Raw genomic sequence first — 16,209 nt, 5'->3', positions numbered from 1 at the left:
GATAGCGCCTTGACAAAGGAGAATTGGCCAAACCAGAATGGTGTCTAGTGGAGGAAGCGCCGCGCACCCCCTCGAGTGTTGGGAGTAGCGCCAGCCTGGGAGGGACGTTTATGCACCTTTCGACGCACAACTGGATGCGGGCGGAGCCTCTCGCCGTCACGCTGAAACGCATCAAGAAGTACGGCTACGAGAGCATCGAGATTTCAGGCGAGCCGGCCCAATACGACATCAAGGACACTCGCGCGCTGCTCAAGGAACACGGCATTCGCTGCTGGGGCGCGGTGACGCTAACGCTCGGCGAGCGCAACCTCGCAGCCAAGGACGAGGGCCAGCGCGCAAGCTCAGTGGATTACGTGAAGAGTGTCATAACGATGGTGAGTGAACTCGAAGGCGAGATCGTCACCCTTGTACCGGCGACCGTCGGCAAGGTCGTTCCGGATGGCACCGAGGAGGAGGAATGGAAGTGGGTCGTGGATGCGACCAAGGAGTGCTTCGCCCACGCCCAAAAAAAGGGCGTCCGGCTGGCAATTGAGCCGCTCAACCGCTTCGAGACTTATCTCTTCAACCGTGCTGCCCAAGCACTTGCGCTGGCCGATGCAGTTGATCCCGGTTGCGGCGTTTGCCTCGATGCCTTTCACCTAAACATCGAAGAGGAAGACATATACGACGCGATCAGGCTCGCCGGAAACCGACTTTTTGATTTCCATGTGGCGGATAACAACCGCTTTGCGGCGGGCCTCGGCCATCTCGACTGGCCGAAGATCGTCGCCACTCTCAAAGAGATCGGATACGACGGCGCGCTCACCAATGAGTTCGTGGCTCCGGTCGACCGCACGCCTGCGGCGAAATATCCGGACATGGTTGAGCGCAGTCCGGTCGACATCCCGCCGGAGCAGCTCAAGTTCATCCAGGATCACGGATCGAGCCTGCTGACCGAGAAGTTCTACGATGACCAGATGAGGATCACCGCCGAGACCATCCTGCCACTGATCAAGTGAGGACCGGTCCCGAGCATGCCCTGCGGCCGGCGCGCCGAGGTTGGGGAGGCGAAATGCGTATCAAGACCGTCCAAGCCTGGTGGATTCGCATACCCATCGAAGCAAGTCGGCAGCATCACAGCGATTTCGGGCGCCTGACAACCTTCGACGCGGCAATCCTGCGCATAGAAACAAATGACGGGATCGTTGGGTGGGGTGAGGGCAAGAATGCCGCGGGCAGCGCGGGTACTTACGGAGCGCTCGTGCACATGCTCAACCATGAGGTGGGGCCGAAGCTCGTCGGTCGCGACCCCTCCGACATCTCCGCGATCTGGGAGATGCTCTACAACGGCGTGCGCCACGAAACGGCGGCGATGTCGGGTCATGCAATGCCGGAACTCTCGCGCCGGGGCCTCTCCATTGCCGCGATCAGTGCGGTCGACATCGCATTGTGGGACATTCTTGGTAAATCGCTGGGTGTGCCGGTATGGAAGCTTCTCGGCGGGCGTAAGGCGGACCGCTTGCCTGCTTATGCATCCGGCGGGTGGGAGAGTGTCGAAAAGATCGGCGGCCAGCTGCAGTCCTACATTGGCAGCGGCGGTTTCAAATCGGTCAAGATGAGGGTCGGCGCAATGGACCGCGCGCCGCACGTCTCGGCCGCCCGCGTGCGTGCCGCCCGCAAGGCGCTGGGCCCTTCGGTGGAGATCATGGTCGATGCGCATGGCACCTATACGGTTGCCGACGCGAAACGTTTCATCCAGCTCGTCCAGGATTGCGATCTCGCCTGGTTCGAGGAGCCGGTGATCGCAGATGATAAGGCCGGCATGGCGGAAGTGCGCGCCGCTGGAAAGGTGCCGATCGCAGCCGGCGAGAGCGAAGCCACTCGTTTCGCCTTCCGCGATCTTGCGGTGCTGCGCTCGGCCGATATTTTCCAGCCCGATCCGGCCTTCTGCGGCGGCATCACGGAGGCCATGCGCATTGGTGTGATCGCCAGTGCCTTCAATCTCCGCTTTGCCCCCCATTTGTGGGCCGGTGCCCCATGCTTCTTCTCGGGCCTGCACATCTGCGCGGCCACTCCGGCAAGCTTTGTCGTCGAATATTCGGTTGGCGCGAACCCGATGATCCACGACCTCGTTGAGGAGACCGTGGCTGTGAGAGACGGGATGATAGAGATTCCTGATAAACCCGGCCTGGGATTTACGATAAACGAACGCGTCCTGGAGACTCACGCGCAAAGACTGTAACCATGAAAGAAAACAATCTGCTTTCCGATCTGGCGGCCCATCTATTTACGACTTCGAGCAGCAATGGGCGAACGCCATCGGAGCGAGAGCTCGCCGAGCACTTCGCCGTTAGCCGGGGGCAGCTCCGGGAGGCTCTGGCAATCCTGGAAGCCATGCGCATTGTGGAGCGCCGGGCGAAGTCGGGTATCTATCTGACGACGACGGAGGCGAGCGTCGAGGCGATCGCACTCTTCGCGCGTGCTGGCGTGCCACTGGACCCGATCGTGATCTACGAAACGGTGGAGCTCCGCAAGATCCACGAGATCAAGGCGGCGGAACTCGCCTGCGCGCGGGCGACGGAGGAGAACTATGAACGCCTGCGCGAGATTCTCGCCGCTTCCGAGGCGAAGATCGCTGCAGGCGAGGGCCTCGCGCGCGAGGACAGGGATTTTCATCTGGAGATCGTCCGGGCGACGAAGAACAGTGTGTTTCACCGCGTCTGCAGCGTTTACTACACGATGGGCGAACAGCGGCTGCCCATCTACTTCGCTGATATCGCCCGCAGCCGCCGCTCGCACGAGGAGCACATCCGTATCTACGAGGCGCTGCTCGCACGCGACGGCAATCTCGCCCAAGCTTTGATGAATGCGCATCTGCAGGGCGCGGAAAGCTACTGGAAGGGCCTCATCGGCGGGCCTGCGACAGCCGCGGAGTAGCCCGGTCGACAATGAGGAGGACGATGAGTTTCATTTTCTCGACCCATCCCCTGCATCCCCAGGCAGAGGCCATGTTGAAGGCGGCGGGTGATCTGCGGCTAGCGTCCGCCCTCGATCCCGAAACCTTGCTCCATGAAGGCGAGGGCGCGGAGATTGTCATCGTGCGCGCGCCGATCCCGCCCGCCTTCTTCGAAGAAGCATCGGCCCTGCGGGCGGCAGTCAGGCACGGCGCCGGGCTCGACATGATTCCCTACGACGCTGCCACGGCCGCCGGCGTGCTGATCGCCAACGTACCGGCCGTCAATGCGCCGACTGTAGCGGAACACGTCATCATGGTGACGCTTGCGCTGCTGCGCCAGTTCCGTCCCATGGACCGCGACCTCAGAAGTCGCGGGTGGAGTGCTGGGCGAGCTCACTCCGATCGAGCACTCGACCTCGCCGGCCGCACCATGGGCATCATCGGCATGGGCAATGTGGGAAAGGCGGTCTTCCGGATCGCGAAGTACGGGTTTGGGCTGGAGATCGTTGCCAACAGCCGCTCGCCGGAAAGCCTGCCCGACGGTGTGCGCTTTCTCTCGGTCGACGACCTGGTTTCGACGGCGGATATCGTCGTTCTCTGTTGCCCGCTCACGCCTGGGACGACCGGGCTCTTGAGCCGTGAGCGGATTGCGCGCATGAAGCCCGGCGCGATCCTCGTCAACGTGTCGCGCGGCCCCGTCGTGGATGACGCAGCGTTGATCGAGGCACTGGAGGCGGGCCGTATCGGCGGCGCGTCCCTCGACGTGTTCTCAACACAGCCCCTACCGCTCGAGCATCCTTACTTCCGGCTGGACAACGTGATCGTGACGCCTCACCTCGCCGGCATCACCGAGGAAAGCATGATGCGCATGGGAACGGGCGCTGCGGCCGAAGCCATCCGCATCTTGAAAGGCGGGTTGCCCATTAATCTCCGCAACCCTGAGGTCGTCGAACACTATCGGCGGCGCTTCCCGGCTTAGGCATCGGGATTTCGCGAATTCCGGATGGACACATCCTGCGTGGCCATATGAATGACAGGCAAACGGACTGGAAGTCACGACCCCGGATGGAAGCAGTTTTGGTCGTCGATGACTCAGCCAGCGTGGCGCAGGCTTATCCCGCTTCCGCCGTCGAAGAGCACGACCTTTTCCGGATTCCAGGAGAAGCGAACAGCCTCCTCGATCCCAAGGTCGGTCTGGGCCGGCACTGTCGCCTGCAAGAAATGGTTGCCTGTGCGAAGCGTGACGATCTTCTCGACGCCATGATTCTCGACGTCGTGCACGCGGGCTTCGCCGGGTGCGCCGCTTTCGAGGAAAAGATCTTCAGGGCGGATGCCGAAGGTGAGGGGCCTTCCGTCCACCGCAGTGCCGAACGCCGCGTCAAAAGGCAATCGGTAGCCCTCGTCCGCGATAGCCTCGCTGCCCGCAAGCCTCCCCGAGATCAGGTTCATCGGCGGCGAGCCAACGGCGCGTGCAACGAAAGTGTTGACCGGATTGCGATAGATCTCCTGCGGCGTGCCGGTCTGAACGAGCTGACCGTTGTTGAGTACGCCGATCTTGTCGCCCATCGACATGGCTTCGATCTGATCGTGGGTGACGAAGAGGAAGGTTGCCCCGAGATTCATCTGAAGGTTCTTGAGCTCAGTACGCAACGCCTCACGCAGTTTGGCGTCGAGGGCGGAAAGGGGCTCGTCCATCAGAAAGACGCGCGGCTTGCGCACGATAGCCCGGCCGATGGAAACGCGCTGCATCTCGCCACCCGATAGGCGGTCCGTCTTGCGGTCGAGCAGATGCTCAATGCGGAGCGTCCTCGCGGCGCGGGCGACACGCTCTTTGATCTCGGCCGGTTCGACACGCCGGATGCGAGCTTTGAGTGGGAATTCGAGGTTCTCGCGGACCGTATAGCGCGGGTAAAGGGAATACTGCTGCAGCACAAGCGCCACGTCGCGCTCGGCGGCGCCCCAGGCGGCGACATCCTCACCGTCGATGAAGATTTGTCCGCCCGTTGGATTTTCGAGCCCGGCAATCAGCCTAAGCGTCGTCGTCTTGCCGGCGCCCGTCTCGCCGAGCAGCACGAAAAACTCTCCGTCGGCAATTTCGAAACTGAGATCCTTCAGGGCCGTGTGGGTTCCGAAGGTCTTGGTGATACCTTTGAGTTCGATATGCGCCATCAGAGCCTAATCCCGAAAGATGTGCCGGTCGAGCTGTCGAAGAAATGCGCCTGCGCCGGATTTATCCGAGCCCAGACGGCCTCGCCGGGCCTGGGTACGAAGCCACTTTTCGTCCTTGCACGCAACATCTGGGCGCCAATCTGCAGGTCTATGATGTCATGCGAGCCGAGCGGTTCGATGATATGGGCCTCGACGGGCACGAAGCCCTCACGTGCTTCCCGTGAAACGAGAACCCCTTCCGGTCGCACGCCGAGGGTGAGCTTGCCGTTTTTGGCCCCAGCGGCAGCGAGCTGGGCCGTGAGACTGGGCGGAAAATCGACGGCGGTTGGAGCACCTCGGACCAGCACACGCGCATGCCCCGCGTCCTCGGAAACCGTCACTTCAGCCATATTCATGACCGGACTCCCGACGAATTGCGCGACGAACATGTTGGCAGGACGAGCGTAGACCTCGTGAGGGCTGCCGACTTGCTGCAGCACGCCTTCGTGCATGACAACAATACGATCGGCGAGGGACATGGCTTCGACCTGGTCATGGGTTACGTAGATCGTGGTCGAGCCCTGTTTGATGTGAAGCCGCTTGATCTCGGCGCGCATCTCTTCGCGGAGCTTCGCGTCAAGCGCGCCGATCGGCTCATCCATGAGCATCGCCTTGGGGCGCCGGACGAGTGCCCGGCCGATCGCCACGCGCTGCATGTCTCCGCCTGAGAGAGCGGACGGCCTTTTTGCGAGCAGGTGGGTGATCTGCAGCGTTTTTGCTACCGCCTGAACCTCCCGCTCGATATCCGTACGGTTGCCGCGCGTGGCGCGGAGCGGGAAGGCGATATTCTCGAAGACTGTCATGTGCGGGTAGAGCGAGAAGGACTGGAACACAAAGGCGATGTCCCGGTGCGAGGCCTTTATGTGCTGCACCGGCCGACCGTCTATGAGGATGTCGCCTTCATCGATCGTTTCGAGCCCGGCGATCGCGCGTAGAGTCGTCGTCTTGCCGCAGCCGGACTGGCCAAGCAGAACAATGAACTCGTTGTCAGCGATCGCGAGATTGAGGTTCTTGATGACCTGAACGGCACCAAAGTGCTTCTCAATGCCGCGCAATTCAATCTGCGTCATGGATTCCTGCTCTCGTCAGCTTTCTGTTCCGGCGGGACCTTCGACGTGATCATGAAGGCAATCAGCCCGACTAACGTCATCGTCAGTCCGTAGCGGTGGAGGAACAGGTTCCACGGTTGGCACAGCGCAATGATGCCGAATATCATCAGGAGCTGTGAGCCTGGCTCGAGGTACTTCTGGTTTATGGCACGAAACGTCATTTGCGGATCGCTCCGAAACTCATGCCGCGCAGGAGATGATTCCTGAGCAGGAAGGTGAAGATGGCGACCGGTAGCAGGAACAGGAAGGTCCCTGCGGCGATGACTGTCCAATCCGGAAGGCCGGAGCCGACCTGGCTTGGGATGAAGGGCGGTGCCGTTTGCGCGCGCCGGTTCGTCATGATCAGAGCGAAAGCATACTCGTTCCACGCTGTGATGAAGCAAAAGACGGCGGTCGCGGCGATGCCTGTGGCGGCCTCTGGCAGCACGATCTTGAAGAAGGCTTCCAGGCGCGTGTAGCCGTCGACAAGTGCCGCTTCCTCATATTCCTTCGGAATTTCGTCAATGAAGCCCTTCATCAGCCAGACCGAGAAGGAGAGATTGAAGGCGGTGTAGAGGATGATAAGACCCCAGTGGGTGTCGTTCAGCCCGACGGCCCGGTACATTAGGAACATGGGGATTGCCACGACCACGGGCGGGAGCATGCGTGTCGATAAAATGAAGAACAAAAGATCCGCTTCGCCCTTCATTTTGAAGCGCGAGAAACCGTAGGCCGTGAAGGTACCCATGCCGACGGCGAGCACCGTAGAGCTGATCGCCACGATCAGCGAATTCATGAAGCGGTTGGGATAGCCGGATAACTGCACCTCACCGCGTCCCGAGCGCACGACCTTTTCACCCCCGTCGAAGACCAGCCGTTCCCACCACGGAGCGGCAGCATAGTCTTCGGGCTCCGGTGCTGCCCGCAGCTGAGAGCGCTTGGTGAAGAGCTTGACGAACGGCGAGATCTCCGGCTCGAAGATGACCGTTGGGGGGATTGTCGTCGCGAGGTTGCGCGGTTTGAAGGCCGTAGAGGTGATCCAGTAGATCGGTGCGAGGAAGAGCAGGGTGATGACGAGCACGGCGGCGATCGCCACCCGATTCAGCGCGCGCTCGGAGCGAGTTTGGACGGCCGCCATCTCAGCGCTCCTTCACCCTGTTGAGATATTTGACGTAGATGTTGGTGATCGCGAGCACCATGATTAGAACTATGTAGGCGAGTGCGCAGGATCGCCCGGTCTGCCATTCCTGAAACGCCATCTTGTAGAGGCGGATAGAGATCACTTCCGTGGTCGGCTGGCTCGTGAGGATATAGGCGAGGTCGAAAGTCTTGAAAGCCTCCATCGTGCGGAAGATGATCGCGATCATGAGTATCGGTGCCACCAGCGGCAGGGTGATGCGGAAGAAGGTATAGAACGGTCCCGCGCGATCAATGGCCGCCGCCTCGTAAAGGTGCCTCGGTACGGCCGAGAGACCGGCGAGCGAGAGCAGCATCACGAAAGGTGACCACATCCAGATGTCGGTGATGGCGACAGCGTAGAGTGCCATGTCGGGATTCGCCAGCCACTCGAAAGAACCGAGGCCGAGCGCGTAGTTGATGATGCCGAAGGATGGATCGTAGAGCAGCTTCCAGAAGAGCCCGACCACCGCCATCGACAGCATCATCGGCAGCAGAAGCAGTGTCGTGATCAGACCCTTGAACGGAATCTCGCGGTTGAGCAGCATCGCCGTGCCGAAACCGACGACAACCTGACCGGTAACCGACACGATCACGTATTTCGCCGTAATCGCGAAGTTCGCCCAGATGAAGGGGTCGTTTAGCAGTTCCCGATAATTCTGCAGGCCGACGAAGGTGGCCGGCGCGTTCGTCGAAGCACGAAAGTCGGTGAAAGAATAGCCGAGCGAGTAGATCAACGGGAAGATGTTGAAGACGATCAGGAACAGGATCGTCGGAATAATGAAAAGATTGCGAATTTTGATGTCGCTCAAGCCCCGCGAAGCAGCGCGCGACTTCGAATCCAGCGATGTCATAACCACGGTGGCCAATGTGCTCCTCCTCCGAGAGCCCAGCGCTTAGGCGCACTTGCGGCGTCCTGTTGCGCATTGCCTGAACGCTGACGTCGCGTCCGCGCGAGCACCATTCGGTGCAGAGTTGAAGAAAAGGGGAGGGAGCCGGGCTCCCTCCCGCGAGGTCTCATCACCCGTTAGTGGCGGCCGTACTTCTTGAAGGTCGCGTTCCAGTCCTCAGAGAGAGCATCGAGCGCCTCCTTTGCCGTCCCCTGGCCGGCGGTCACATAGGGGTAGATGCGCTGGTTCATCTGGATCAGCAGCTCGGCATATTCGGGCGTTGCCCAGAAGTCCTTCACCTTGAACATCGTCTCATAGAAGGCCTTGTTGTAGGGCGTCGCGTTCTGGAACTCTTCCGATTCCAGGACCTTGGCGCTTGCCGTGTAACCGCCGAGCTCGGCCCAGCGCTTCTGCGTCTCATCCTTGATGAACCACTCGAGGAATTTCATCGCCTCATCCTTGTTTTCGGAATAGGAGACGATGGAAATGCCTTGGCCGCCGAGTGCGGCATACTGGTGGCCATCCGGGCCGGCCGGGTTGGCGAAGAAGCCGGTTACCTTCGCATTCGGGTTCGAGGCTTCGTTGACCAGCGCTGGGAAGAAGGCGAAGTAGTTCATGCTCATCGCTGCCAGGTTCTCGGTGATTGCCTGGTTGTTCTCGACGAAAAAGCTCTTCGCCCAGCCCGGAGGCGTGAAGCCGTAGAGCTCGCGGTAGGTCTCCAGAGCCTTGACGTTCTTCTCCGAGTTGATGATCCCGTCGACCTTGTAGGTGCTGTAGTCGCCGAGTTCTCCGCCGAAAGAGAAGATGGCGTTCTCTACACCCATTACGAGACCGTCATAGGAGTTATCGGTGTAGATCGCGATGCCGTACCGTTTCTGGTCCGGACGATGGAAGAACTCGGCGATGTCGCGCAACTGCTTCCAATCCTTCGGCGGGGCGAGGTCATAGCCATACTTCGCCTTGAAGGCTTCCATCTCCTTCGGGTCCTCGAACCAATCCTTGCGGTAGGACCAACCGACCGCGTCGCCCTCGGCCGGGATCGACCAGTACTTGCCGGAGTTCGCGGGATACTCCGAGTAGTACTTCACCGTGGCAGGAGCCATCACCTCGTTTAGCTTGTGCTTATTGAAGAACTCGGTGAGGTCGACGTAGTGGCCGGCCTCCGATGCGGCCCCGATCCACTGGGAGTCGCCGACGACCATGTCATAGGCCGAGCCCTTTGCGTTGAATTCGGTAAAGGCCTTCGTCTGAAAGTCCGCCCAAGGGGTCGTTTCGACCGTGACCTTCACGCCGGTCTCGGCCTCGTATTCGTTTACAAGCTCCTGGAGATAGTTTGCCGGGTCCCATTCGGCCCAGAAAATCGTCAGTTCTTGCGATTGCGCGGATGTCCCGCAGGCAAACATGAAACCGATACCGGCCATCAGGCCGGCCACTGTCTTGCGCATAATATTTCCTCCCCTTTTATGCACAATACCCGCCTTGCGGCGGGCGGTCCGCCTATCAAATCCTCCTGGTTGGCGCTTCTGCGGCGGGTCCTCCTCGACCCTTGTGCCTGATCTCAAGCCCAATGGGCCGCAGTACCAATCTGGTATTACCAAAGCTAACGAGCGTCAAGGTCCCTATTTCGTTGCCTTCTGCCCCGGATCACCGCTCGCAAGGCCGAGATCATACGGACTTTAAGTTGGCATGCTTTACCGCATTTCAATTTGGGAAGACCTGTCCAAGAGCCGCCATCCATGCGTATCATTCGAATTGGTCAAACCAGTTTCCTGTGGGCGAGAGGGGCCGATATCATGCCGCGGTTTGACCCTCCCGAATCGCCGCCTCAACCAAGGCTGCCGCCGCCCATTCTGCAACGGACTGCGCGCGTTCGGCCGAGAGGCCCCAAATATCCTTGAGCACGACCAGCACCTCGACACCAAAAACCAGCGAGAGGGCCTGAGCGAGCTGCTCACGGGCTTGGGCGGACAGCTTGCCCTCGAGCGGCACAGTGACCTGTCGCAGGAGTTCGACGCGGTGGCCGCGCGTGAGCTGTGGTTCATTACCAAGAGTGCCGGCCTGGCGCTGCGCCCACTGGTCAAGCGAGAGCTTGAGCGCCGCCTTAAAGGTCGCCTCGAATTCGTCGATGCGCGGCATGGCCGTGGCCAACAGATCGGCGACGCGGGTGAGCGCATCGGGTGCTTCGGAGCGCCAATCGAGGATCGGGCCGAGCGCCTCGTCCACCACCGCATGAACCAGCGCCGCCTGGCTCGGAAAGTAGCGATAGGCCGTGGCGCGCGAAACTTCGGCGGCTTCCGCGACCTCACTGACTGAGGGCGTGATACCGGACTGCATCAGCCGTGTGGAGGTCTCCAGCATGAGTTTGCGTGTGCGGGCCCGGGGACCGCGCTCGGCGCGTGCGGCGGATTCGTTCTGTTGACGTGAGACATCCATATCTTTATGATACGCACATCTCATAATTTTGCAAGAGCCGGCAAACCGGTCGGCATGAGGCGGCTTTTCAAGGCAGAGGAGGGCCAGAGCCGCCAGGGAGGAGAGATGAAGCACATCTACGTCGTCGGCACGGCCGACACGAAGGGGGAGGAACTCGCTTATCTTGCGTCCCGCGTCGAGGCAGCGGGCGGCGAGCCCGTTCTAGTCGATGTCGGCACGCGTCGCCCCACCATTGCGGTCGGCATCTCCGCCGAAACCGTGGCCGCCGCGCATCCGGACGGTGCCGCCGCGGTGTTTTCGGGCGACGACCGGGGGACGGCTGTCGCCGCAATGAGCGAGGCCTTCGCGCGGTTCCTTCCCGAACGCGAAGACGTCGTCGGCGTGGTGGGCATTGGTGGTGGGGGCGGCACATCAATCATCACCGCCGGCATGCGCAGGTTGCCGCTCGGGCTGCCGAAGGTCATGGTCTCGACGCTCGCGTCCGGCGACGTAGCACCTTATGTCGACGTCTCCGATATCATTATGATGCCGTCGGTCACGGACATGGCCGGGCTGAACCGCCTGAGCCGCGTGATCCTGCAAAACGCGGCCGAAGCGATTACCGCCATGGCCAACCGGCCGGTGAAGGAATTGGCCTCGAAGCCCGCTCTCGGCCTTACCATGTTCGGCGTGACGACGCCCTGTGTGACTGCCATCGTCGAACGACTCAAGGCCGACCATGACTGTATGGTCTTTCACGCCACGGGCACCGGCGGACGCACGATGGAGAAGCTTGCAGACAGCGGGCTTCTTTCGAGCGTGTTAGACATCACCACGACGGAGGTCTGCGATTTCCTCTTCGGCGGCGTTCTGCCGGCGACTGAGGATCGTTTCGGCGCAATTGCTCGCACCGAATTGCCCTATGTCGGCTCCGTCGGGGCGTTGGATATGGTAAATTTCTGGGCTCCCGAGACGGTGCCGGAGCGTTATGCCGGCCGGCTCTTATACCGCCACAACCCGAACGTCACGCTCATGCGCACGACTCCGGAGGAGTGCGCCGCGATCGGAAGGTGGATTGGCGCAAAGCTGAACCTCTGCAAGGGCCCTCTCCGGTTCCTGATCCCGGAGAGAGGCGTGTCGGCGCTCGATATCGAGGGCGGCGCCTTCTTCGATCCTGCGGCGGATGCAGCGCTCTTCGAGGCACTGGAAGCCACCGTCGAAAGAACCGACGCGCGCCGCATCGAACGGCTTCCGCTCCACATCAACGATCCGCAGTTCGCCGAGGCCGCAGTCGCCGCCTACCGAGATATCGCCAACCCTGAAAGAGACACCGATGCCAGTAATCCCCCGCAAGACCATACTTGAAAAGCTCCACGGCATGATCGCCGCCGGCAAGCCGATCATCGGCGGTGGGGCCGGAACGGGGATTTCGGCCAAGGCCGAAGAGGCGGGCGGCATCGATCTCATCATCATCTACAATTCCGGCCGTTACCGAATGGCGGGCCGCGGCTCGGCGGCCGGTCTGCTCGCCTATGGAAATGCCAACGAGATCGTGAAGGAAATGGCCTTGGAGGTCCTGCCGGTCGTCAAGGCGACACCGGTACTCGCCGGCGTCAATGGCACTGACCCATTCGTTTTCATGCCGCAATTTCTCACGGAACTGAAGGCGATGGGCTTTTCCGGCGTACAGAATTTCCCGACCATTGGCCTCTTCGACGGACGGATGCGGCGGAGCTTCGAGGAGACCGGGATGGGCTACGGTCTTGAGGTGGACATGATCGCCGAGGCCCACCGACTCGACCTGCTGACGACACCCTATGTCTTCAATGAGGAAGAGGCGATCGCGATGGCCAAGGCCGGTGCCGATATCGTCGTCGCTCATATGGGCGTTACCACGGGCGGCGCGATCGGCGCCACTTCCGCGATGTCGCTCGACGACTGCGTGAGGGAAATCGACGCGATCGCGAACGCCGCATGCTCGGTGCGGAAGGACGTTATCGTGCTCTGCCACGGTGGGCCGATCTCGATGCCGGAGGATGCACGCTACATCCTGGATCGTTGCCCGGGCTGCAATGGCTTTTATGGCGCAAGTTCCATGGAACGCCTGCCTGCCGAGGTGGCGATCCGCAAGCAGACGGAAGATTTCAAGGCGCTGGCCATCAGAACGGTGGTCTAAAGCGGGCAAGATGCGGGAGGAGGCCGCGGCATGGCAAAGGACAAATATTTTCTCTACCCGAAGGATGTCGACAGCTTCGGCTTCGACTGGGGTCGCCTCGCACTGACGGTCGCGCCCGAGGTGAACGGGGCGGAGCGCTTCTCGGGTGGTGTGGTGGACTTGCCGAGCGGCGAGGGGCATGCACGTCACAATCATCCCGGCTCTGAGGAGATCATCTTCGTCATCTCGGGCGAGGGCGAACAAATGGTGGAGGACGAGAACGGCAATCCGGTGACACATAAGGTTGGGCCTGGTTGCACCGTCTATGTACCGGAAAGCCGGTTCCACTCGACGAAGAACACGGGATCCGGCCCGATGCAGCTCTTCGTCGTCTATTCGCCGGCCGGCCCCGAGCGAGCGCTTCGCGACCTGCCGGATTTCCGATTAGTTTCGCCTGGTACCTGAAGGCGCACGGCAACGGCCTCTGGGAGAAAACCCATGAACATCAATCCAAGCGAAGCGCGGGCGGTGGAACCGCCTTTCGATGCGGCTAAACTCGACAGACTAATGGAGGAGGCGGGTATCGACGTGCTGCTCGCCACCTCCAAGCACAACACGCAGTACCTGCTCGGGGGCTACAAGTTCATCTTCTTCGCCGCAATGGATGCGATCGGCCACAGCCGCTATCTGCCGATCGTCGTTTATGAGAAGGGCTCACCCGATCACTCAGCCTATGTTGGCAACCGCATGGAGGGAGGTGAGCACCAGAACAACCCGTTCTGGACACCCGCCGTCCATACGGCGACCTGGGGTACGCTCGACGCTGCAGCACTTGCCGTCGAGCACCTGAAGAAGATCGGTAACGCGCGTGCTCGCATCGGCATCGAGCCGCCCTTCCTGCCCTCCGATGCGCGGGATGTGCTGGCTTCTCGTCTTGAAGGTGCGCGTTTCGTGGACGCGACGCACACGCTCGAGCGACTGCGCGCTATCAAGACGCCGCAGGAGCTGGAAAAACTCAAGCTTGCGTCCGAACTGATCACCGATTCCATGCTCGCCACCATCGCGGCGGCACGGGAGGGATCCACCAAGGCGGAGATCATTGAACGCCTCAGGCGAGAAGAGACCAATCGCGGGCTGCAATTCGAGTATTGCCTGCTGACCCTCGGCGCCAGTCACAACCGTGCGGCCTCGCCGCAGGCGTGGGCGAAGGGCGAGGTGCTTTCGATCGATTCGGGCGGCAACTATCACGGCTATATCGGTGACCTTTGCCGCATGGGCGTGCTCGGCGAGCCTGATTCTGAGCTCGAGGACCTGTTAGCTGAAGTCGATTCGATTCAACAGGCGGCCTTCACCAGAACCAAGGCCGGGGTTGCAGGCCGCGAAATGATTGCGGCGGCGGAAGAGGTTTTGAAAAGCTCGCCTTCGGCCGCCTTTACCGACTTCTTCTGCCACGGCATGGGTCTCATCAGCCACGAAGCACCATTCCTGATGACCAACCATCCGGTCGCCTATGAAGGCGTGGACGCGGATCGCCCCCTGGAGGCAGGCATGGTCATTTCCGTCGAGACGACGATGCTTCACCCGAAGCGCGGTTTCATCAAGCTCGAGGACACGCTCGCCATCACTAAGGACGGGTATGAGATGTTCGGCAACAGAGGGCGCGGCTGGAACCCCGGGGCGGTATAGCGGGCGGCGAATTCCTGCCGAAAGACGGAGCCCGGCGCACGATCGTGTGCCGGGCTCGCAGTCTATTTATTGTGGTAGATCTCGGTGCCGAGAACCTTTAAGGCACTCCCGCATGAAGGCGGCAAGGTTGTCCAGCCCTTTGCCGATACCATCGTGCCGTCGACATAAGCCTCGGTGGGGGAGAGGTCGATATAGGTGCCACCTGCCGGCGTGACTTCCGGCTCGCAGGCGTCGAGAGCGCCGACCTTCTTGCCACCACAACGCCCTCGACGGCGATCAGAATTTGTACGCCGTGGCAGATCGTGAAGATCGGCTTCTGCTCTTCGTGGAAGTGCCGCACGATTGCCTGCACGCGTTTGTCGGTGCGGATGTATTCGCGGCCTTTAAAATTGGAAGGAGATTTCAATGCCACGGGCTGGCGGCGGTCTGAACTCCGATCAAAAATTCAGCCGGACCATCATAGGGCAGTGATCTGAAATAGCCAGGACCTGGTCTTTCCCGTTCGGGGTGCCGGCTTTGTTGCCGCCAAGGTTTCCAATGCTCAGATGCTCGGCCGGGCCGTTGCTGTTGATCCCCGGGCCGACAAGGATGTGGTCAAGCCCCACTGGATTGCGGCATCCGAGATAGTTGTCCGAGGCGAGCAGCTGCGTCTCCGGCGTGGTCAGATCGCGGATGTCGGCCTGGGCGCAGAGTGCCTGTCCGGCATCGCTGATCTGGCAGTGCTCGTCGAGAACCTTGAGATTGGCGGCCGCTGGCTGACCGTCGGCGATTTCTTCTATGAGCGACCGGGACAGCACGCCCGCCGGCCGCTGCGTCGAGGTTCCGCTCGCGTCGGTCCTGGCCGGTCGCTGGTCGCGCAGCTCATGCCACAGGTTGCGGTTGAAATCGCCTAGCAGAACAATCTTGGCTCCATCGGCCGCCGCGCGTTCAACCCAACTTTCGAGCGGATCGATCTGTTGCTGCAGGATCGTGCAGTCTTTGCCCGATCCCTCGAGGTTTCCGCCGTCGAAGGGCGACACACAACTCGACTTGAGGTGGACATCCATGATGCGAAGCAGTTTCCCGTCAATTTTGAGCGTGGCCGCAAGACCCGGCCGCGGCCGCTTGTCGTCGGGATTCGCGGGCAGGCTGAGCGCATCCTCGATGGCGCAGGACACCGTTTCGCCCAGCGTTTTCTTCCAGGCGATGACCAGGCGCTGCACCTTGTAACCCGTCACGGGGCAGAAATCGTAGTTAACACCGCCATTCGGCAGTACTTCCCTGACTGACTGCTCGCCGCTGACCTCTTGGAAGGCGATGATGTCTGCAGGAAGGGACCGTGAGATGAAATTCGCGATTTGCTCCTGCCGCTTTCGGTAGGCATCGAGATTGACGCGAACCGCGCCGCCGGCGAAGTAAACGCTGCAGACCGGAAAGCGGGTCACGTCCCAGCCCTCGACCTTGAAGGCGTCGATGTCCCATCCCGGCTTGAAACCCGCCTCCTGGGACGGCTTGAATTTGCCAGTCGCGGGATCTTCGACATAGTTCTTCGAACATTCGCCGATCCAGTGCTTGGCGGTCTCCAGGTCCATGTGCCAGCCGAGGTTCCAGGTGGCGATGGCAATCTGGCTCGCCAGGGCCTCGGCGGATCCGAGCAGAACAAAAAGGCATGCTGCCAGA

16 protein-coding genes and 1 pseudogene are annotated in these 16,209 nt (G+C 61.1%); 8 read left to right on the top strand and 9 right to left on the bottom strand.

The features are described from left to right. Positions 1–110 precede the first annotated feature (110 nt). The 4 genes from QN224_RS25530 to QN224_RS25515 are packed head-to-tail and all read left to right on the top strand — an operon-like array spanning position 111 to position 3,914. Positions 111–998 carry a sugar phosphate isomerase/epimerase gene (locus tag QN224_RS25530; protein WP_173514011.1) on the top strand — a complete coding sequence of 296 codons (888 nt, stop codon included), beginning with the start codon at positions 111–113 and terminating at the stop codon, positions 996–998. Positions 999–1,051: 53 nt separating this feature from the next. After that, positions 1,052–2,221 carry a mandelate racemase/muconate lactonizing enzyme family protein gene (locus QN224_RS25525; protein ID WP_283978900.1) on the top strand — a complete coding sequence of 390 codons (1,170 nt, stop codon included), beginning with the start codon at positions 1,052–1,054 and terminating at the stop codon, positions 2,219–2,221. A gap of 2 nt (positions 2,222–2,223) precedes the next feature. Further along, positions 2,224–2,916, top strand: a complete 693-nt coding sequence (locus tag QN224_RS25520; RefSeq protein ID WP_026621795.1) for a FadR/GntR family transcriptional regulator — start codon at positions 2,224–2,226, stop codon at positions 2,914–2,916. A 23-nt stretch (positions 2,917–2,939) separates the two neighbouring features. Then, on the top strand, positions 2,940–3,914 hold the full coding sequence (locus QN224_RS25515) for a hydroxyacid dehydrogenase (protein ID WP_283978899.1): 975 nt from the start codon (positions 2,940–2,942) through the stop codon (positions 3,912–3,914). Positions 3,915–4,027: 113 nt separating this feature from the next. On the opposite strand, the gene QN224_RS25510 is transcribed toward QN224_RS25515, so the two are convergent. The 7 genes from QN224_RS25510 to QN224_RS25480 all read right to left on the bottom strand — a co-directional run bounded on the left by QN224_RS25510 (position 4,028) and on the right by QN224_RS25480 (position 10,730). After that, complete coding sequence (locus tag QN224_RS25510; protein ID WP_283978898.1) at positions 4,028–5,104, bottom strand: ABC transporter ATP-binding protein; 1,077 nt, start codon at positions 5,102–5,104, stop codon at positions 4,028–4,030. Next, positions 5,104–6,213, bottom strand: coding sequence for an ABC transporter ATP-binding protein (locus tag QN224_RS25505; protein ID WP_173514006.1), 1,110 nt, complete (start codon positions 6,211–6,213; stop codon positions 5,104–5,106). Before QN224_RS25505 ends, QN224_RS25510 begins: the two co-directional genes overlap by 1 nt. Continuing rightward, complete coding sequence (locus QN224_RS25500) at positions 6,210–6,413, bottom strand: hypothetical protein (RefSeq protein WP_085031456.1); 204 nt, start codon at positions 6,411–6,413, stop codon at positions 6,210–6,212. The genes QN224_RS25505 and QN224_RS25500 overlap by 4 nt, the downstream gene beginning before the upstream one ends. Next, complete coding sequence (locus QN224_RS25495) at positions 6,410–7,369, bottom strand: carbohydrate ABC transporter permease (protein ID WP_283978897.1); 960 nt, start codon at positions 7,367–7,369, stop codon at positions 6,410–6,412. Before QN224_RS25495 ends, QN224_RS25500 begins: the two co-directional genes overlap by 4 nt. A gap of 1 nt (position 7,370) precedes the next feature. Next, complete coding sequence (locus QN224_RS25490) at positions 7,371–8,276, bottom strand: carbohydrate ABC transporter permease (RefSeq protein ID WP_026616766.1); 906 nt, start codon at positions 8,274–8,276, stop codon at positions 7,371–7,373. Positions 8,277–8,434: 158 nt separating this feature from the next. Continuing rightward, on the bottom strand, positions 8,435–9,742 hold the full coding sequence (locus tag QN224_RS25485; protein ID WP_173514003.1) for an ABC transporter substrate-binding protein: 1,308 nt from the start codon (positions 9,740–9,742) through the stop codon (positions 8,435–8,437). A gap of 346 nt (positions 9,743–10,088) precedes the next feature. Beyond that, positions 10,089–10,730 carry a helix-turn-helix domain-containing protein gene (locus tag QN224_RS25480; protein WP_283978979.1) on the bottom strand — a complete coding sequence of 214 codons (642 nt, stop codon included), beginning with the start codon at positions 10,728–10,730 and terminating at the stop codon, positions 10,089–10,091. A gap of 105 nt (positions 10,731–10,835) precedes the next feature. Here QN224_RS25480 and QN224_RS25475 point away from each other — a divergent pair, with 105 nt between their 5' ends. The 4 genes from QN224_RS25475 to QN224_RS25460 are packed head-to-tail and all read left to right on the top strand — an operon-like array spanning position 10,836 to position 14,550. Next, the gene (locus QN224_RS25475; protein WP_283978896.1) at positions 10,836–12,074 is read left to right on the top strand and encodes a Tm-1-like ATP-binding domain-containing protein; all 1,239 of its coding nucleotides are present in this window, start codon (positions 10,836–10,838) and stop codon (positions 12,072–12,074) included. Further along, a complete protein-coding gene (locus QN224_RS25470) occupies positions 12,043–12,885 on the top strand; it encodes a phosphoenolpyruvate hydrolase family protein (RefSeq protein WP_173514000.1) in 843 nt (280 codons plus the stop codon). The genes QN224_RS25475 and QN224_RS25470 overlap by 32 nt, the downstream gene beginning before the upstream one ends. 30 nt (positions 12,886–12,915) lie before the next feature. Then, positions 12,916–13,329 (top strand): cupin domain-containing protein, encoded by a 414-nt coding sequence (locus tag QN224_RS25465; RefSeq protein WP_283978895.1) that lies wholly within the window; start codon positions 12,916–12,918, stop codon positions 13,327–13,329. 33 nt (positions 13,330–13,362) lie between these two features. Further along, positions 13,363–14,550: a Xaa-Pro peptidase family protein gene (locus QN224_RS25460; protein ID WP_283978894.1), complete on the top strand. Its 1,188-nt coding sequence runs from the start codon at positions 13,363–13,365 to the stop codon at positions 14,548–14,550. A gap of 62 nt (positions 14,551–14,612) precedes the next feature. On the opposite strand, the pseudogene QN224_RS25455 reads toward QN224_RS25460, so the two are convergent. Both QN224_RS25455 and QN224_RS25450 read right to left on the bottom strand, forming a co-directional pair. After that, positions 14,613–14,935 (bottom strand): annotated as a pseudogene (locus QN224_RS25455) (DJ-1/PfpI family protein); the annotation flags it as partial. A gap of 52 nt (positions 14,936–14,987) precedes the next feature. Beyond that, a complete protein-coding gene (locus QN224_RS25450) occupies positions 14,988–15,974 on the bottom strand; it encodes an endonuclease/exonuclease/phosphatase family protein (RefSeq protein ID WP_283978893.1) in 987 nt (328 codons plus the stop codon). Between the last annotated feature and the right edge of the window lie 235 nt (positions 15,975–16,209).

Origin of the sequence: Sinorhizobium sp. 7-81 (assembly GCF_030124405.1) — a bacterium.
Classification (GTDB): Bacteria; Pseudomonadota; Alphaproteobacteria; order Rhizobiales; family Rhizobiaceae; genus Sinorhizobium; species Sinorhizobium psoraleae.
The sequence above is the reverse complement of the archived record's forward strand: the minus strand, read 5'-3'. Positions and strand labels throughout refer to the sequence as shown.